This is a genomic window from Polynucleobacter sp. GWA2_45_21 (assembly GCF_001830325.1).
Classification (GTDB): Bacteria; Pseudomonadota; Gammaproteobacteria; order Burkholderiales; family Burkholderiaceae; genus Polynucleobacter.
Genome location: NZ_MHZG01000012.1, coordinates 44,465 through 58,961, shown reverse-complemented (window position 1 = coordinate 58,961; position 14,497 = coordinate 44,465). Strand labels below are relative to the sequence as shown.

Below are 14,497 nucleotides of genomic sequence, written 5' to 3'. Positions count from 1 at the left end.
ACACAGCATCCCCATGAGCTTTTTGGAGATGGCTGGGAAAGCTGGGGGCTAGATGATCGAAAGTCTTTTAATCATCTGAAGAAATCAGAATATAAATGAACGATCTGTTATTGCTAGAGTCGCTCCGCGGTTAATTAAATCACCGCTTAAAAGACAAAGCCCCCACAGGACTTGAACCAGGGGCCAAAGCATTCCGGTTTGTGTGGCTTTCACTCCTCCATGGACTATGCATTCATCATATAAAGATTTGCATCCTTACTTAGATGGTTGCCGTCTAGTCTCTATACCTTCAATAGCACTTTCGCACTGAAGCTTGGCTCGACGTTAGCGTATTCATTTCTGAACTTAGCTTTCTCCGAATTTGACACCATCCCTTATGCAGTTTCCACGCATAAGGCACAACTTTCGCTATGAGGCGGATATCCAAAGAAAACCACTGGGATTTCAAGGTATTACCTCACCTGTTTATCGATGTTGGAGCGTTTGTGTGACTACCCTAAAGAAGCTATAAGAAGTACTGCATTACTCTTTGACTTCCAAAATCAAAAAAATAGAGAAATAGACTAAATACCTCGTTTCCCTAAGGGGTTCTTTTATGAGCTACTTACCATTACTTAAGGTAACGCTTACTCTTTATTCCATCCTGCAAAAGCAATATAAGAACTGTTGCGTGGTTCCCATGGGGGTTTGATGGAGCTCTGTTGAGCTATTGATTAATTTAAATGTCTTACCAAACTGCCCATGAAGGTTTTCTGAGTCATAGCGAACCACATCTAAGCCGCTACACTTCTCTGGACCCTCGGGTCCAAAAGTGGACATAATCACATAGCCACCATGCTTAACTGAGCGCATCACTTGTTCTACATACTTCACCCGCTGCGCTTCTTCAGTTAAAAAATGAAAGACAGCTCTATCGTGCCAAACGTCAAAATAACCTTGCGGTAATGTTGCTTGCGCAATATCAGCGCAGTACCAGTGAACCTGATCAGCCTGCTTACCAATGCGAGCTCTAGCGACATCAATTGCTTTTTGAGAAATATCTAAAACACTGATGTCCTCATAACCCTCAGACAAAAGGTCATCCACTAGCGTAGATTCACCGCCACCAATATCAATAACGGCAGCACTCTTATTGGCACTAGCTTGGTGAATTAAATTTAATGATGTCTCAAGGTGTGGCGCATACCAACTCACCGCATCTGGCGCCTTGTCGCCATAGACCTTTTCCCAGTGTTCTTTTTTGTTCATTTGCTAGTGCTTAGGTTGTTTATTAACAGCCTTCTTATAAGCATCCATGCCGCCTTTAGTTTTCCACTCTTCATAGCCACCTTGAAGAATGCGCAAATTCTCATAGCCAGCAACACGCAAAGCAAAGCCTGCCTGAGCTGAGAGACTGCCGGTATTACAGTAGATTAAGACAGGCTTGTTCTTAGGAATCTTATCTTTTTGTGCCAAGACTTGGCGCCACTCAATGTTGACTGCTCCTGGAATATGACTCTTATCAAACTGAGCCTTATCTCTAGCATCAATCACCATCATCTTCTTGTATTCTTCAGCGGGTATCTGCTCAGGAAATATCGTAGCGCCGCCATAGTCTACAAACTCAAGATAACCCGCCATCTCATCAACAGCAATAGCTTTGTTATCAGCAAACGCTGGGCTTGCTACGAATGATGTGAGCGCAAGCGCAATGAATAGTTTTCTCATTTATTTCCCAGTCTTAATAGTTGATTTGAACTTATCGAATTCAGGTCTTACGCTATCGTTAAATAACTTACCTTGCCTCTTCTGCTTGGTCGTTCCCTCTAACTCCAGAATGTCCGCAATGATTTGATAGCTCACCATGCCATTGTGAGCGCCACCACTTGCCGCTATGTTTTGTCCGTTGTACCAAACTGAAGGAGCTGGCGTTAATGGCGGAACGGCTGTTTGGGGCAGAATCAAAATGGGTAGTCGATACGCATTAGCAATTTCTGCGGCAATTTGAACATTGGTATTACATCTGGTTCCGGGAGGGTCTTGATTAATGAATACCAAGGCTTTTTGTCCATTAATCTCGAGTGGTACAGGGCTATCAGCTAGAACACTTAATGAGAACAAAGAGATAATGACACCCACGAGCTTTTTAAGCATTTACACCCTCACTTATATTCAATAAAATCATTGAATGATTATGCCTAAACAAAAATTGACTTTCAAGCAAAAACTGTTCGAGCAATTTGCCAAACTCGGGAAAGCCCTTGGTTCTGAGGTGCGCTTAGAGCTTATTGAGCTCATTATTCAGTGCCCTACAGCTGTTGAAGACCTTGCTAAAAAGGTTAAATTGCCCATTGCTAATGTGTCGCAACATCTACAAGTACTCAAACAAGTCGGCATTGTGAACACGATCAGACAGGGTAAATCCATTGTTTATGAGATAGCGGACTCAGATGTTATTGATTTATTCTTAAAGCTACAAGGTGTAGGGCAGCGCCACATTGAAGAAGTCGATAGCCTGGTTAATAAGTACCTCACCTCGCGCGATAGCTTAGAAGGCATGCCAGTTAATCAAGTGCTTAAATTGGCTAAGCGTGGAGAAATCACCCTTTTAGACGTTCGGCCTAGTGAAGAGTACGCTCACTCCCATCTTGAAGGGGCACTCAATATCACCCTTGAGGAATTAGAAGAGCGATTGGGAGATTTTCCAAAATCTAAAACCATTGTGGCTTACTGCCGAGGAACATATTGCGTATTGTCTTATGAGGCGGTTAAACGACTTCGAGAAAAAGGATTTAAAGCAGTTCGAGCCGAAGATGGCATTCCTAATTGGCTCAATATGAATCTGAAACTAGCCAAACAAGACGAGTAGTGATTGTTCCGTCTTAATCGCCTTATTCAAACGCCACAGTCTGCTTTTAAGTCGGCGCTTGTCCTCTCTTTAGCCGTACATATTTGCTTATTGCTTTTATGGTCTCCATCAACAGTAAAGCCACTAAAAAAAGTTAAAGAAGATATCGTTGTTATCAAACTGAATGAGCCGCAAGAAAAACAAGAGCCCGTCAACATCCAAAAGAATCAAACGCTCACAACAAAAGCCCCAGCAACACAAGCTGCCCCTAATGCCCCAACAGCAGAGGAATGGGCTTTTGCCTCAACATACACATTAAAAAATAGTAAAGGCTACAGACACACTTGGGGCAAGCAAGTACGTAGCATGATGGGTACCGCTGTGGAAGGCCCCGATCAAGGGCATGTGAGATTCAGAATCGAGATTGCCCCAAATGGCAGCATTACTAGAGTTGAGACCCTCTGGAAAACATCTGATAAGGCTGAGGCCCTTGCTCGCAAAGCAATTTATTCAATGCCACCGCCACCACCCACGCCAACTGGAAAACTACTCATCTTTGAAAAGACAATTTCGTTCACACCATTTGCCGCTGATGACGCACCAATTTATAGTGATGACTGTTTACCCGACCCGCCAACATTTACCAACCCCTTTGCTTGGGATGGCAAATCGCCACAAGAGATAAAACAAATTAAACCCGCTGAAAAACTCAGTCCTGAAGCCTTAGCTGAATGTCTTAAGCAATTACCGCAAGACTCTATTGAAGGTGTGGTCGCTCATAATCAGCGCCAATTTGAACAGTGGCGATCGAGTAAGCCGAATTAACCAGGTCAGTGTCCCGTAACTAGACGCTGAATAAGTTTGTTCTATTTAGAACAGACAAAAACAAATCCTCTATCTATCGAGGCTTGATGGAATGATGATCTAAGAAGCATCTCCATCATTAATAGATTTTGGTTTTGGGCATGTAGATCTCAGCCCATCTATATGCTCCAGTAAGTTTGGCAAAATTCGTCCCCACATAGGGTCAACAATAAAATCAATGCCTTCTCGTCTGGCCATTTTTGCAGCAGGCACAAAATCAGCATCGCCAGCCATTAATACAATCTGGCTCACTTGATGCTTCATTGCCAAGGACGAAATATCGACTGCGATACGCATATCAACGCCTTTTTGCCTCACATTGGGCATAACATCATGCTCTGTTAACTGCTCAAACTTAACTTTCCCTTTAAGCATTAATTCTATTTTTTCAGGCTTAATAGTCCAAGGGGTTTCATTAGATAAATGCCCCAATCGAAGAGCTGTCTTGCGCTTAGCCTTTAGGTGTTCATGAAGCTCATTTCTAAAAATAGCCTCCTGAGACTTTGAAAAATCAACAGCGCTTTTAGTTATGGGATTGTGTAATTTTTTATTTAAGGGAGCGCAATCATAGAAAAAAATTCTATACAACTCATGCTTTCTGCGTTCCTTGCCTTTTACGCCCTCAACCAAATGGGCTAGCGCACATCTAAACAAGAATTCAGATGCCCTCTTGGCATCATAAGAATTATGTGGCTCGATTTTCCGAAATCGCTTAATAAAATAAGCGCCATCTATCAGTATGGCTGTAGACATAACTTTGGCTCTTCAACAAAATAAAAAAGCCCAGGGGTTCGGCAAATCCTAGATGTTTGGATCGCTTACTGCCAAGGGCGGGATGAATGAATAATACTCCCTAACAATTACACATTGCTAGTAAGGTTTACCCAAATACAACAAACATGCTTTAAAGAGCTTTAAAACGATGTTTCTGGGTAATAAAAATTCCAAGATGGGATTGTTCTGGCCAACACAACGCTGCGGATGCCATTTGGGAATTATTCGAAACCGCTGAGAGCCACGAAATTCGGTGCTTGTAGGGCGGTGGGTCGCAACCAGCTAAGACCCAATGTGCAGAACTGTTTTAGTCCTCTATCCTAGCTTTTCAATCCTCTGCTCTACCGACTGAGCCACCAGGCCAAGAGTGGGAATTATAAATGAAACTTAATGCTAGGCTGAAAAAAGGCTATCAAGAAGGTCTTGCCCTCAACCTAACTGGCTTTAGCCGCAAATTTAGCCCTAGCGGCATGTAATTTTCTATAACTATCAATCAAGCGGTGGTGCCTATCAAGGCCCTCTAGCTTCATGCTTGTAGGAGTCAAACCATAGAATCGGACAGCGCCATCTACTGATCCCATGACAGCATCCATTCTCTCGTCGCCAAACATTCGGCGGAAGTTTGCTGTGTAGTCATCCAACTCCAAGTCATCATCTAATACGACCTCTAACACCGCATTTAATGCCTGATAAAACAATTTGCGCTCGACCGTATTGTCGTTGTATTGCAGAAAGGCGCCGACTAACTCATGCGCCTCTTCAAATTGCTTTAAGGCAAGATGGATGAGCAGCTTCAGCTCCAATACTGTTAACTGACCCCAAGGCGTATTCTCATCAAACTCAATGCCAATCAATGTGGGAATATCGCCGTACTCATCCAACTCATTATTTTCTAGATTTTCTAGTAGCTGGCTTAGATTGGCATTATCTAGTTGGTGTAGATTCAAAACATCGGAACGGAACAATAGTGCTTTGTTGGTGTTATCCCAAATCAGATCTTCAACTGGATAAATCTCGGAATATCCTGGCACCAAAATTCGGCAAGCAATCGCACCCAGCTGGTCATATACCGCGACGTAGGCCTCTTTGCCCAAAGACTGAAGAATGCCAAATAATGTAGCGGCTTCTTGAGCATTTGAGTTTTCCCCTTTTCCAGAAAAATCCCACTCAACGAAATCGTAATCTGGTTTTGCACTAAAGAATCGCCATGACACAATGCCACTAGAGTCAATAAAGTGCTCAACAAAATTATTTGGCTCAGTCACTGCCTCACTTGCAAAAGTGGGTGGGGGTAAATCATTCAAGCCCTCCAGACTGCGGCCTTGTAGGAGCTCCGTTAGGCTCCGCTCCAGAGCGACCTCCAAGCCTGGATGTGCACCAAAGGATGCAAATACTCCTCCCGTTCGAGGGTTCATCAAAGTAACGCACATGACTGGGTAGACGCCACCCAAAGATGCATCCTTAACCAACACCGGAAAGCCCTGCTCCTCAAGACTCTGAATACCAGCCAAAATACCGGGATACTTTGCCAGGACTTCTTGCGGCACATCCGGCAATGCAATTTCATCTTCAATTATTTGACGTTTAACTGCTCGCTCAAAGATCTCTGACAAGCATTGCACCTGTGCTTCAGCTAGTGTGTTGCCAGCGCTCATGCCATTACTGACATACAAATTTTCAATTAAGTTGGATGGGAAATAAACAGTCTTGCCATCTGACTGTCGCACATATGGCAACGAACAAATTCCCCGCTCTACATTGCCAGAATTGGTATCGATTAAATGTGAGCTACGTAGTTCACCATCGGCATTAAAAATCTCTAGGCAATATTCATCAAGCAGTTCTTTGGGTAATGCATCTTTAGGTCCCGGCTTAAACCAACGTTCATTTGGATAATGAACAAAATGGTCATTGGCAATATCTTCACCCCAAAATGCGCCCGCATAAAAATGATTGTTACTCAGTCGCTCGATATACTCGCCCAGCGCTGATGCTAAAGCGCTTTCTTTGGTAGAGCCTTTGCCATTGGTAAAACACATTGGCGAGTGTGCATCGCGAATATGCAATGACCACACATTAGGAATCAGATTGCGCCATGATGCAATTTCAATCTTAATTCCTAGATTAGCGAGCACGGCAGACATATTCGCAATGGTTTGTTCTAGCGGTAAATCCTTGCCTGGAATAAAGGTGCTTACATCTGAGACCGAGTTCAAAGTTAACAGGCTCTGCGCATCAGCATCTAGGTTCTTAACCTCTTCAATGACAAACTCCGGGCCCGCCTGCACGACCTTCTTGACCGTACAGCGCTCGATGGATCGCAAGATACCCTGACGATCATTGGCAGAAATATCTTCTGGCAATTCAACCTGAATTTTGAATATCTGTTGGTAGCGATTTTCTGGGTCGACAACATTATTTTGCGAAAGGCGAATGTTCTCAGTTGAGATATTGCGTGTATTGCAATACAGCTTCACAAAATAGGCGGCACATAAAGCTGAGGAGGCTAAAAAATAGTCAAAAGGTCCCGGGGCTGAACCATCCCCTTTATATCGAATGGGCTGATCGGCAATCACCGTGAAGTCATCGAACTTGGCTTCGAGCCGCAACTTATCGAGAAAGTTAACCTTTATTTCCATGGGAATAATTCCGAAATGATGTGAGCGCTATTATCCGTCGCAACGTCAACGCTGTGTGCCACACCCATATCCCCAAAAATCATTACCAGGGGCTCATGGCGGGGTTTTACTGCTCGGCTTTATTGCGTGATGTGTCGATTCCTAAGGCCTTTAGCTTGCGGTAGAGGTGGGTTCGCTCCAGACCAGTGTATTCAGAAATCTTGGTCATGCTACCGCCCATAATGATCATTTGATGCTCAAAATAGGCTTTTTCGAATAAGTCCCTAGCCTCACGGAGCGGCAAATCAAAATAGGTTTTTGCAATTCCGCTAATGTACTCACCCTCTTGTGCTTGAGTCACTTGCTCGCTAGCTGCTGCTCTAGGAATGGGGGTGGATGAAGGTGCCGATGGTGTCTTCTCCTCCGCAGGCTCTACATATTTAGGCGCACTCTCAAGCGCCTTATTCACTGTCTTTAGAAGCTTTTGGAGTGCAATTGGCTTTTCTAAGAAGTTGAGTGCGCCAATGCGTGTAGCCTCAACTGCGGTATCAATCGTGGCATGTCCAGACATCATGACTACTGGCATCGTGAGCTGACCTGTCTTAGACCACTCCTTTAATAGAGTAATACCGTCAACGTCTGGCATCCAAATATCAAGCAAGACGAGGTCTGGGCGCATTTGTTCGCGGATTGTACGAGCCTGCATAGCGCTCTCAGCCGCATAAACAGTGTGGCCTTCATCCGTCAGAATCTCATTGAGAAGCTCTCGGATTCCCATCTCATCGTCGACCACCAAAATACTTGCCATACTTATGCTGCCTCTTTTGCCAGATTCATAAACAAAATTGATACTTGTGCACCGATCACTTCGTCTCCCCGCATGCGGTTTCGAACTTCAATTTTGGCGCCGTGATCATCCACGATTTTCTTCACTACTGCCAGACCCAATCCAGTGCCCTTGCTCTTTGTTGTTACATACGGCTCAAAAGCCCTTGCCAATATCTTAGCTGGAAATCCTGAACCGCTATCACTTATTGTTAGGCGTACCGCATTCTGTGGCACACCATTGACTTCACCGTAAGACACTAATTCAGTTTTTACTTCAACCGGCTCAGCCTGATGCTTACCCTCAAGAGTAGCATCTTGTGCGTTCTGTAAAAGATTATGAATAATCTGCCTGAGTTGCGTAGGATCGCCCATGATGTTGGGACAGCGCGCATCTAGTTGGGTTTTTATGGGGCTGCCTTCGTACAAACCCAAAATCTCTTGTGTCAAGGTGTTGATAGAGACTGATTTGAGTTGTGGGCTAGGTGTTTTTGCAAAATCCCTAAAGTCATTGACCATTTCTTTCATTGCCTGAACTTGTCCGATGATCGTTTCCGTGCTGCGATTCATCATCTCTTCTTGCTCAGGGCTTAGCTTGCCTGCTAACTTATGCTGCAATCTCTCTGCAGAGAGCTGTATGGGGGTTAGAGGATTCTTAATCTCATGCGCTAGGCGTCTGGCAACCTCACTCCAAGCAATCGAGCGCTGAGCGCTGACTACATCAGTAATGTCATCAAACACCACCATGCGCAAATCCGCAGTTAACTCGGTTCCGCGAATAAATAAGGTCACACCAGGCTCATTCTCAAACTCGTTTGTACTGTGGAGCTGAATCTGCTTTTGCCATACTGGCGCAGATTTCTTAGGCTCTAAGTCTGGCTGACCACTCTCTACGCCGACTGCTAGCTTCATTGTGGCAAAGCCCTCTTTAATTGCCTGATCAAATTCAACAAGACTTGGGCTTTCACTTAAAGGACGTCCATCCAGTTGAGTTAGGTCTTGCCCAAAGATGCGATCAGCACCTGCATTGCTTGAAACCACATTGAAATTTTTATCAAAAATACAAACGCCTGCGGTTAAATTACCCAATACTGTTTCTAGGAATGATTTGGATTCTTGGAGGGATGTCCTGGTATCGGCCAACTGACGGGTCATCACATTAAATTGACGAGTTAACATCCCCAATTCATCACCAGTATCCAACTCGGGCTTGGGAGATAAGTCACCCTGAGCAACAGCCTGAGTCCCCTTTAATAACATCAACAAAGGTCTGGCTAACTGACGGCCCAAAGTCAAGGCCAAAGTAACCGCCACAAATAATGCAAAAAATAGCGTTAATGTAAGCGTACCCACAAACATTTTCCTTAAGCCAGTTCGGCCCAAGGACTTCTCTTGATAATCGCTATAGGCAGACTCAACTGCAACGATATTTTTAGCTAATGGTCCAGGAATAAACCGTACTAACTGTAAAAAATATTTTTCTTCCACCTCTTTGACAGAACCCGATTTATTGGAGAGCTGTTTTTTACGCACAATTGGGACGATCGCCCTCACTCGATAACCGCGCTCCCCACCATCTATTTCTATTTGCTCTACAGAAGTGATGCCCTTCTTTTTAAATGCCTCAGCAATGACATCGGGAGCAGGTGCGGGAAGATATTTTTTAGGTCGTGATTCACTAGTTAAGATCAAGTTACGCTGAATACCAAAAAGGCTTACCTCTTGAATGCCAAATTGATTGCGAATCTTCATCACCATGGGGCCAACCTGCTCAGAGCTCGTGCCCGATGGGACCTGAATAATTTGCTCAGCAATGTAATTGCCTTCAGCCAAAATCTCTTCTTGTGCAACGCGCAGGGTAACGCGCCCCAGCTCCAGCCCAGCGTCTAGTGCAGACTCTACCTGCACATCAAACCATGTCTCAATGCTTCGAGAAACGAATTGCAAAGAGACGCCATACAAAATTAAGCCCGGGACGACACCAACCAAGGCAAAAATCATAGCTAGCTTAGCAACTAAGCGGGTACCAAATCGGCCCTTACGCCAACGAATGGCAATGACTATCACCAAGGTCAAAATGACCAGCGTTAAACAAATGCCAATGATGACGTTGGCTGCATAGAGCCAAATAAAATAGTTATCAAAGAACTCAGTATTTGATGTTGCAATGGATAGCAATACTAGTAGGAGGAGCGCAAAAGTACCAATCACTGCCATCGCTATCGGCAGCGCGCGCCTTTTCCAAGCGTCCTTCTCAAACGCATTTGATCCAATGAAGTCTAAAGATATCTTCATCGTTTAATCAGGTTGGGGCCAGTTGGTAAAAATGGAAAGCGAACCCAATCACTAGTGACATTCCAGTCACGATTGTTTAGCGCATTTACTTGAAATGGCTTGGGTAGCTTACTCAAATCTAGAGTCATTCTGAGTGCTGCAGTGTATGACTTGCTTGCGTCAATTTGGCTGCCATCAATAACCCGCCAACCCCCGATACTCCCTACGGCCTGCAAGGCTTCAAATATTGTTTTTGCAGAAAAGGTAAAGCCCTCAGAAGCGATACGATATTGCTGAGTCATTGGCTGATATGACAAGCGCGTTAGTCGCTGCGCCAGTGCAGGCTTTTCATCAAACCAATACCAGCGTGAACGAGTTACATCAAACTCAGTCTGAAAATATAAGACAACCCCTTTTTGAACTGCGTCTTCTAGGCCAGGGCTTAATTCAATCTTAAAAGTGGCATTCAATAGCCAGTCGTTATCCACCCGCTCTAGCTCAGCAGATTTAAGTTTGATTCCCTCTGCATTTGCAGTCACCGAAAATAGACTCAGCGTTATCAAAACACAAAGGGTGAATTGTTTAATGCATTGGCTCATGGCCCTTTTTTCTTAAACAAAGCATAGAAAAAACCATCATTTAGCTCGGCAGGCAAAATTTGTCCTGGAGCGCTCAATCGTAACGCATCGGAATACTCATTCGCAAACCAAACGGCCTGCTCCTCACCCTCTTCCGGAAATACAGAGCAAGTCACATACAAAAGCGTACCGCCCATCTTCAGCATCTTCCACGCTTGCTCCAAGATAGCACGCTGCCTTAGTTGTAAGGCCTTAATGTCTGCCTCACGACGCAAGAAGGGAATGTCAGGATGTCTTGCGACAATGCCAGACGCGGAGCAGGGTGCATCCAATAGAATTTTGTCAAACAGCTTGCCATCCCACCAGACTGCCTTTGAGGCGTCGCCACGCACCACCTGAACATTGTCAGATTGCAATCGCAATCGATCTAAATTGCCGCCAATTTTTCCAAGGCGCTGACCATCTAACTCCAATGCAATCATCTCGCATTGCGCCAGCTCCAATAAATGGGCAGTTTTTCCACCAGGCGCAGCACAAGCGTCCAATACACGCTCTCCCGGTTTTGGATCAAGGAGAACTGCTGCAATTTGGGCCCCTGCATCTTGAACAGAAACGGCGCCACTATAAAATCCCGGCAAATCGGATACCGGCACGGGCTCACGCAAGACCAATGCAGAATTCAACGAGATTCCAGCAACGCTATCAATGGGCTCAGAAACGATGCCGGCTTGATGCAATAGCTCTTGATATTCCTGACGCGTATGCTGTTTGAGATTCACCCGCAAAATTAAGGGTGCACGTTGGGCCTGCTGAATCAACATGGCCTGCCAAGACTTGGAATGGTTGCGCTTCAAGCTAGCTCGCCACCAGGGCGGGAAGAACATAGGAATAGGGTCTGGGGGATAAGGCTTCTCATTCTCAGCCTGAACTGCCAGGCTAACCTTACGCAGTACAGCATTCACTAAGCCCTTGGCATACATCGTTGGCTCATATTCACTACAGGCCTTTACTGCCTGATCAACGATCGTATGAGCTGCGTAGCCCTTGCTTTCTGAACCACGTTGTAAGAACAAGGCAATTGCTACGCTTAATAAATGCTCTACTTCTACTGGTGGTGTCTTTGGAATGAATTGCTTAATGAACTCATGAGATCTCACCCACTTACGCAAAGCGTCAAATGTAAGGCTTTGAACAATAGGGCGTTCGTGCGCATCCAGTTGATCCAATACTTCTGTGAGTGATCGACCCACCATCACCTCACCAATTGCTTGCGCAGAAATAGTGATCGCCTCGGATAGCGGAAGACTGCGTGGTGTTTTTTGGTCAGTCAAATTATTCCGCTCCGGGGTAAACCCCGTTTTTAGACATGTTAATTAAACGAGCTACCCGCTCCTCCATTGGGGGATGGGTAGAAAAAAGTTGTGAGAGGCCACCAGCGGTCAGAGGGTTAATGATCATCATCTGCGCCGTTTCAGGATGCCGCTCAATTGCTTGAAATGGGATACCTTGGGCATAGGCATGAATTTTTTGCAGGGCCTGTGCCAAGGACTCAGGATCAGAGCTCATTTCCGCTCCGCCACGATCGGCCTCATATTCACGCGCCCGAGAGATGCTCATTTGAATTAGGCTTGCTGCCAGAGGTGCCAAAATCATTACCGCCAATGCCGCAATGGGATTGCCTTGCCGACCCTCTGAATTTCGACCACCAGCAAACATCGCTAAATTTGCCAACGCAGAAATGGCGCCGGCCATAGTTGCTGCGACAGTAGAAATCAAAATATCTCGGTGCTTTACGTGTGCAAGCTCATGCGCCATTACGCCGCGCAATTCACGAGGCGAAAGAACTCTGAGGATGCCGGTGGTTGCTGCAACAGCAGCATTCTCCGGATTGCGACCGGTTGCAAATGCATTGGGTGCATCCTCATCAATTAAAAATACTTTGGGCATGGGGAGTCCAGCCTTTTCAGCCAGCTCTTTAACCATGGCATACAGCTGGGGAGCGGAATGCTCATCTACTTGCTGTGCATTCGTCATCTTGAGGACCATCGTATCTGAGAACCAGTAGCTAAAAAAGTTCATTCCGATTGCGATCAGCAGCGCAATCAACATCCCCTCTTCACCACCAAGCATGCCACCAACCACTATGAAGAGCGCAGTAATTGCCGCCATCAAAATCGCGGTCTTTGCTAAATTAAACATTTACGTCTCCTTGCTTGTTTGCCATCTTTTCAAACCTCATTACATGATGTGCACTTACTCCACCAGGAATGCATAGACTTGCAGAAATCTTTTTTCCGCCTGGTTTTTGCATTTCTAAAATCTCGATCACGCCCTCACCACACTGAACATACACACCATCAGCACTACAGCCCACAATTTGTCCAGGCTTAGCAGCTGGATCCACTTCCACTTGCTTGGGCAAGCAAGAGCTCCAAAACTTAAATTGCTCACCTTGAAGGCAGCTCGTTGATCCAGGAAATGGATTGAAAGCCCGAATGCGTCGATCAATTTCAACGGCGCTGAGTTGCCAATCAATTTCTGCCTCGTTCTTTAATATTTTTTCTGCATAGGTAATGCCGATACTAGGCTGTGGAACTCTCGCAATGACAACACCCTTTTCTAGATCATTCAGAACCTTCACCATCAACTCAGCGCCTAGCTTTGCAAGACGATCGTGAAGTGTTGCGCTAGTTTCGTCAGATGCAATTTTCAGATCACCCACCAAAACGGTATCGCCAGTATCTAGACCGGCATCCATTTGCATGATGCTCACACCGGTGCAGGCGTCACCACTCTCAATGGCACGCTGTATTGGGGCTGCGCCACGCCACCTTGGCAACAAAGAGGCATGAATATTAAAGCAGCCAAATCCACCATTGCGAGATGCAAGGTCCAGAACATCTTGAGGAAGAATTAATCCGTATGCAACTACAACCATTGCATCAAAATCAATACCAGATAAATATTGATATGCCTCAAGTGCTGCCGCTTGTTTCTGCAAGTCAGGGTGGCTCTGTTTAAGAGAGACCGGTTGCAATACAGGAATATTTTTTTCTTGCGCAAAAAGTTTTACGGGGCTCGCCTGTAAATGCATGCCGCGACCTGCACGACGATCCGGCTGGGTAAGTGCTAAAACAATTTGATGGCCAGCCTCTTCTATTGAGCGCATTGCTTGCGCAGCAAACTCTGGGGTACCAGCAAAAACAATTCTCATTGGGCGCTTAGCGCTCGCCTACTAATTCTTTTGCGCGCTTTTTCATTTTGAGAGAAATCCGATTGCGCTTCAACATCGAGAGGTACTCAACAAACACCTTGCCCTGTAAGTGATCCATCTCGTGTTGCAAGCAGACCGATAACAAACCATCTGCCTCTACTTCAAATTCTTTTCCGTTGATGTCGAGCGCCTTTACTCGAACTACCGCCGGGCGATCAACTTCATCGTAATACTCTGGCACAGAAAGACATCCCTCGCGCCATGATTTTTTTTCTGGGCTTGCCCAAACCAATTCTGGATTGATGAACACCATTAGCTCATCTTGATTGTCAGAAACATCAATCACCACAATTCGCTCATGAATATCAACCTGTGTTGCAGCCAAACCAACCCCAGGCGCTTCGTACATTGTCTCGGCCATGTCGGCCACAATTTTTTTAATACGTGCGTCTACCTGAGCTACAGGTTTGGCAACCTTATGTAGGCGTGGATCTGGATAGCAAAGGACGGTTAATAAAGCCAT

The 14,497-nt window shown here is 45.4% G+C and carries 14 protein-coding genes; 2 read left to right on the top strand and 12 right to left on the bottom strand.

The window, feature by feature from the left end:
• Positions 1-633: 633 nt before the first annotated feature.
• Genes A2X74_RS09465 through A2X74_RS09455 form a run of 3 tightly spaced genes read right to left on the bottom strand, consistent with a single transcriptional unit; the run spans position 634 to position 2,133 of the window.
• Positions 634-1,248 (bottom strand): class I SAM-dependent methyltransferase, encoded by a 615-nt coding sequence (locus A2X74_RS09465; RefSeq protein WP_293625213.1) that lies wholly within the window; start codon positions 1,246-1,248, stop codon positions 634-636.
• Between the two features lie 3 nt (positions 1,249-1,251).
• Positions 1,252-1,707, bottom strand: a complete 456-nt coding sequence (locus tag A2X74_RS09460; RefSeq protein WP_293625211.1) for a rhodanese-like domain-containing protein — start codon at positions 1,705-1,707, stop codon at positions 1,252-1,254.
• On the bottom strand, positions 1,708-2,133 hold the full coding sequence (locus tag A2X74_RS09455) for a hypothetical protein (protein ID WP_293625209.1): 426 nt from the start codon (positions 2,131-2,133) through the stop codon (positions 1,708-1,710).
• A gap of 40 nt (positions 2,134-2,173) precedes the next feature.
• On the opposite strand from A2X74_RS09455, the gene A2X74_RS09450 reads away from it, so the two are divergent.
• Both A2X74_RS09450 and A2X74_RS09445 read left to right on the top strand, forming a co-directional pair.
• On the top strand, positions 2,174-2,848 hold the full coding sequence (locus tag A2X74_RS09450) for a metalloregulator ArsR/SmtB family transcription factor (RefSeq protein WP_293625207.1): 675 nt from the start codon (positions 2,174-2,176) through the stop codon (positions 2,846-2,848).
• Between the two features lie 3 nt (positions 2,849-2,851).
• Complete coding sequence (locus A2X74_RS09445; protein WP_293625205.1) at positions 2,852-3,652, top strand: energy transducer TonB; 801 nt, start codon at positions 2,852-2,854, stop codon at positions 3,650-3,652.
• Between the two features lie 99 nt (positions 3,653-3,751).
• Here A2X74_RS09445 and A2X74_RS09440 read toward each other — a convergent pair whose 3' ends face one another.
• From A2X74_RS09440 to def, 9 genes are all read right to left on the bottom strand, one after another.
• Positions 3,752-4,444 carry an NYN domain-containing protein gene (locus A2X74_RS09440; RefSeq protein WP_293625203.1) on the bottom strand — a complete coding sequence of 231 codons (693 nt, stop codon included), beginning with the start codon at positions 4,442-4,444 and terminating at the stop codon, positions 3,752-3,754.
• A 455-nt stretch (positions 4,445-4,899) separates the two neighbouring features.
• A complete protein-coding gene (locus A2X74_RS09435; RefSeq protein ID WP_293625201.1) occupies positions 4,900-7,104 on the bottom strand; it encodes an OsmC domain/YcaO domain-containing protein in 2,205 nt (734 codons plus the stop codon).
• 106 nt (positions 7,105-7,210) lie between these two features.
• Positions 7,211-7,891, bottom strand: coding sequence for a response regulator (locus A2X74_RS09430; RefSeq protein WP_293625199.1), 681 nt, complete (start codon positions 7,889-7,891; stop codon positions 7,211-7,213).
• Positions 7,892-7,893: 2 nt separating this feature from the next.
• Positions 7,894-10,203, bottom strand: coding sequence for an ATP-binding protein (locus A2X74_RS09425; RefSeq protein ID WP_293625197.1), 2,310 nt, complete (start codon positions 10,201-10,203; stop codon positions 7,894-7,896).
• Complete coding sequence (locus A2X74_RS09420) at positions 10,200-10,721, bottom strand: DUF4390 domain-containing protein (protein ID WP_299765425.1); 522 nt, start codon at positions 10,719-10,721, stop codon at positions 10,200-10,202. The genes A2X74_RS09425 and A2X74_RS09420 overlap by 4 nt, the downstream gene beginning before the upstream one ends.
• A 56-nt stretch (positions 10,722-10,777) precedes the next feature.
• Entirely contained in the window at positions 10,778-12,091 is a 1,314-nt protein-coding gene (gene rsmB, locus A2X74_RS09415) for a 16S rRNA (cytosine(967)-C(5))-methyltransferase RsmB (RefSeq protein WP_293625193.1), read from the bottom strand.
• Between the two features lies 1 nt (position 12,092).
• Positions 12,093-12,959, bottom strand: a complete 867-nt coding sequence (htpX, locus tag A2X74_RS09410; protein WP_293625191.1) for a zinc metalloprotease HtpX — start codon at positions 12,957-12,959, stop codon at positions 12,093-12,095.
• Positions 12,952-13,974 carry a methionyl-tRNA formyltransferase gene (gene fmt, locus A2X74_RS09405; RefSeq protein ID WP_293625189.1) on the bottom strand — a complete coding sequence of 341 codons (1,023 nt, stop codon included), beginning with the start codon at positions 13,972-13,974 and terminating at the stop codon, positions 12,952-12,954. The genes htpX and fmt overlap by 8 nt, the downstream gene beginning before the upstream one ends.
• 7 nt (positions 13,975-13,981) lie before the next feature.
• The gene (gene def, locus A2X74_RS09400; protein WP_197712879.1) at positions 13,982-14,497 is read right to left on the bottom strand and encodes a peptide deformylase; all 516 of its coding nucleotides are present in this window, start codon (positions 14,495-14,497) and stop codon (positions 13,982-13,984) included.

Coding starts and splice junctions, on each gene's coding strand:
- A2X74_RS09465 (WP_293625213.1), bottom strand. CDS start 1,248: ATGAACAAAAAAGAACACTGGGAAAAGGTCTATGGCGACAAGGCGCCA.
- A2X74_RS09460 (WP_293625211.1), bottom strand. CDS start 1,707: ATGAGAAAACTATTCATTGCGCTTGCGCTCACATCATTCGTAGCAAGC.
- A2X74_RS09455 (WP_293625209.1), bottom strand. CDS start 2,133: ATGCTTAAAAAGCTCGTGGGTGTCATTATCTCTTTGTTCTCATTAAGT.
- A2X74_RS09450 (WP_293625207.1), top strand. CDS start 2,174: ATGCCTAAACAAAAATTGACTTTCAAGCAAAAACTGTTCGAGCAATTT.
- A2X74_RS09440 (WP_293625203.1), bottom strand. CDS start 4,444: ATGTCTACAGCCATACTGATAGATGGCGCTTATTTTATTAAGCGATTT.
- A2X74_RS09435 (WP_293625201.1), bottom strand. CDS start 7,104: ATGGAAATAAAGGTTAACTTTCTCGATAAGTTGCGGCTCGAAGCCAAG.
- A2X74_RS09430 (WP_293625199.1), bottom strand. CDS start 7,891: ATGGCAAGTATTTTGGTGGTCGACGATGAGATGGGAATCCGAGAGCTT.
- A2X74_RS09425 (WP_293625197.1), bottom strand. CDS start 10,203: ATGAAGATATCTTTAGACTTCATTGGATCAAATGCGTTTGAGAAGGAC.
- htpX (WP_293625191.1), bottom strand. CDS start 12,959: ATGTTTAATTTAGCAAAGACCGCGATTTTGATGGCGGCAATTACTGCG.
- fmt (WP_293625189.1), bottom strand. CDS start 13,974: ATGAGAATTGTTTTTGCTGGTACCCCAGAGTTTGCTGCGCAAGCAATG.
- def (WP_197712879.1), bottom strand. CDS start 14,497: ATGGCTTTATTAACCGTCCTTTGCTATCCAGATCCACGCCTACATAAG.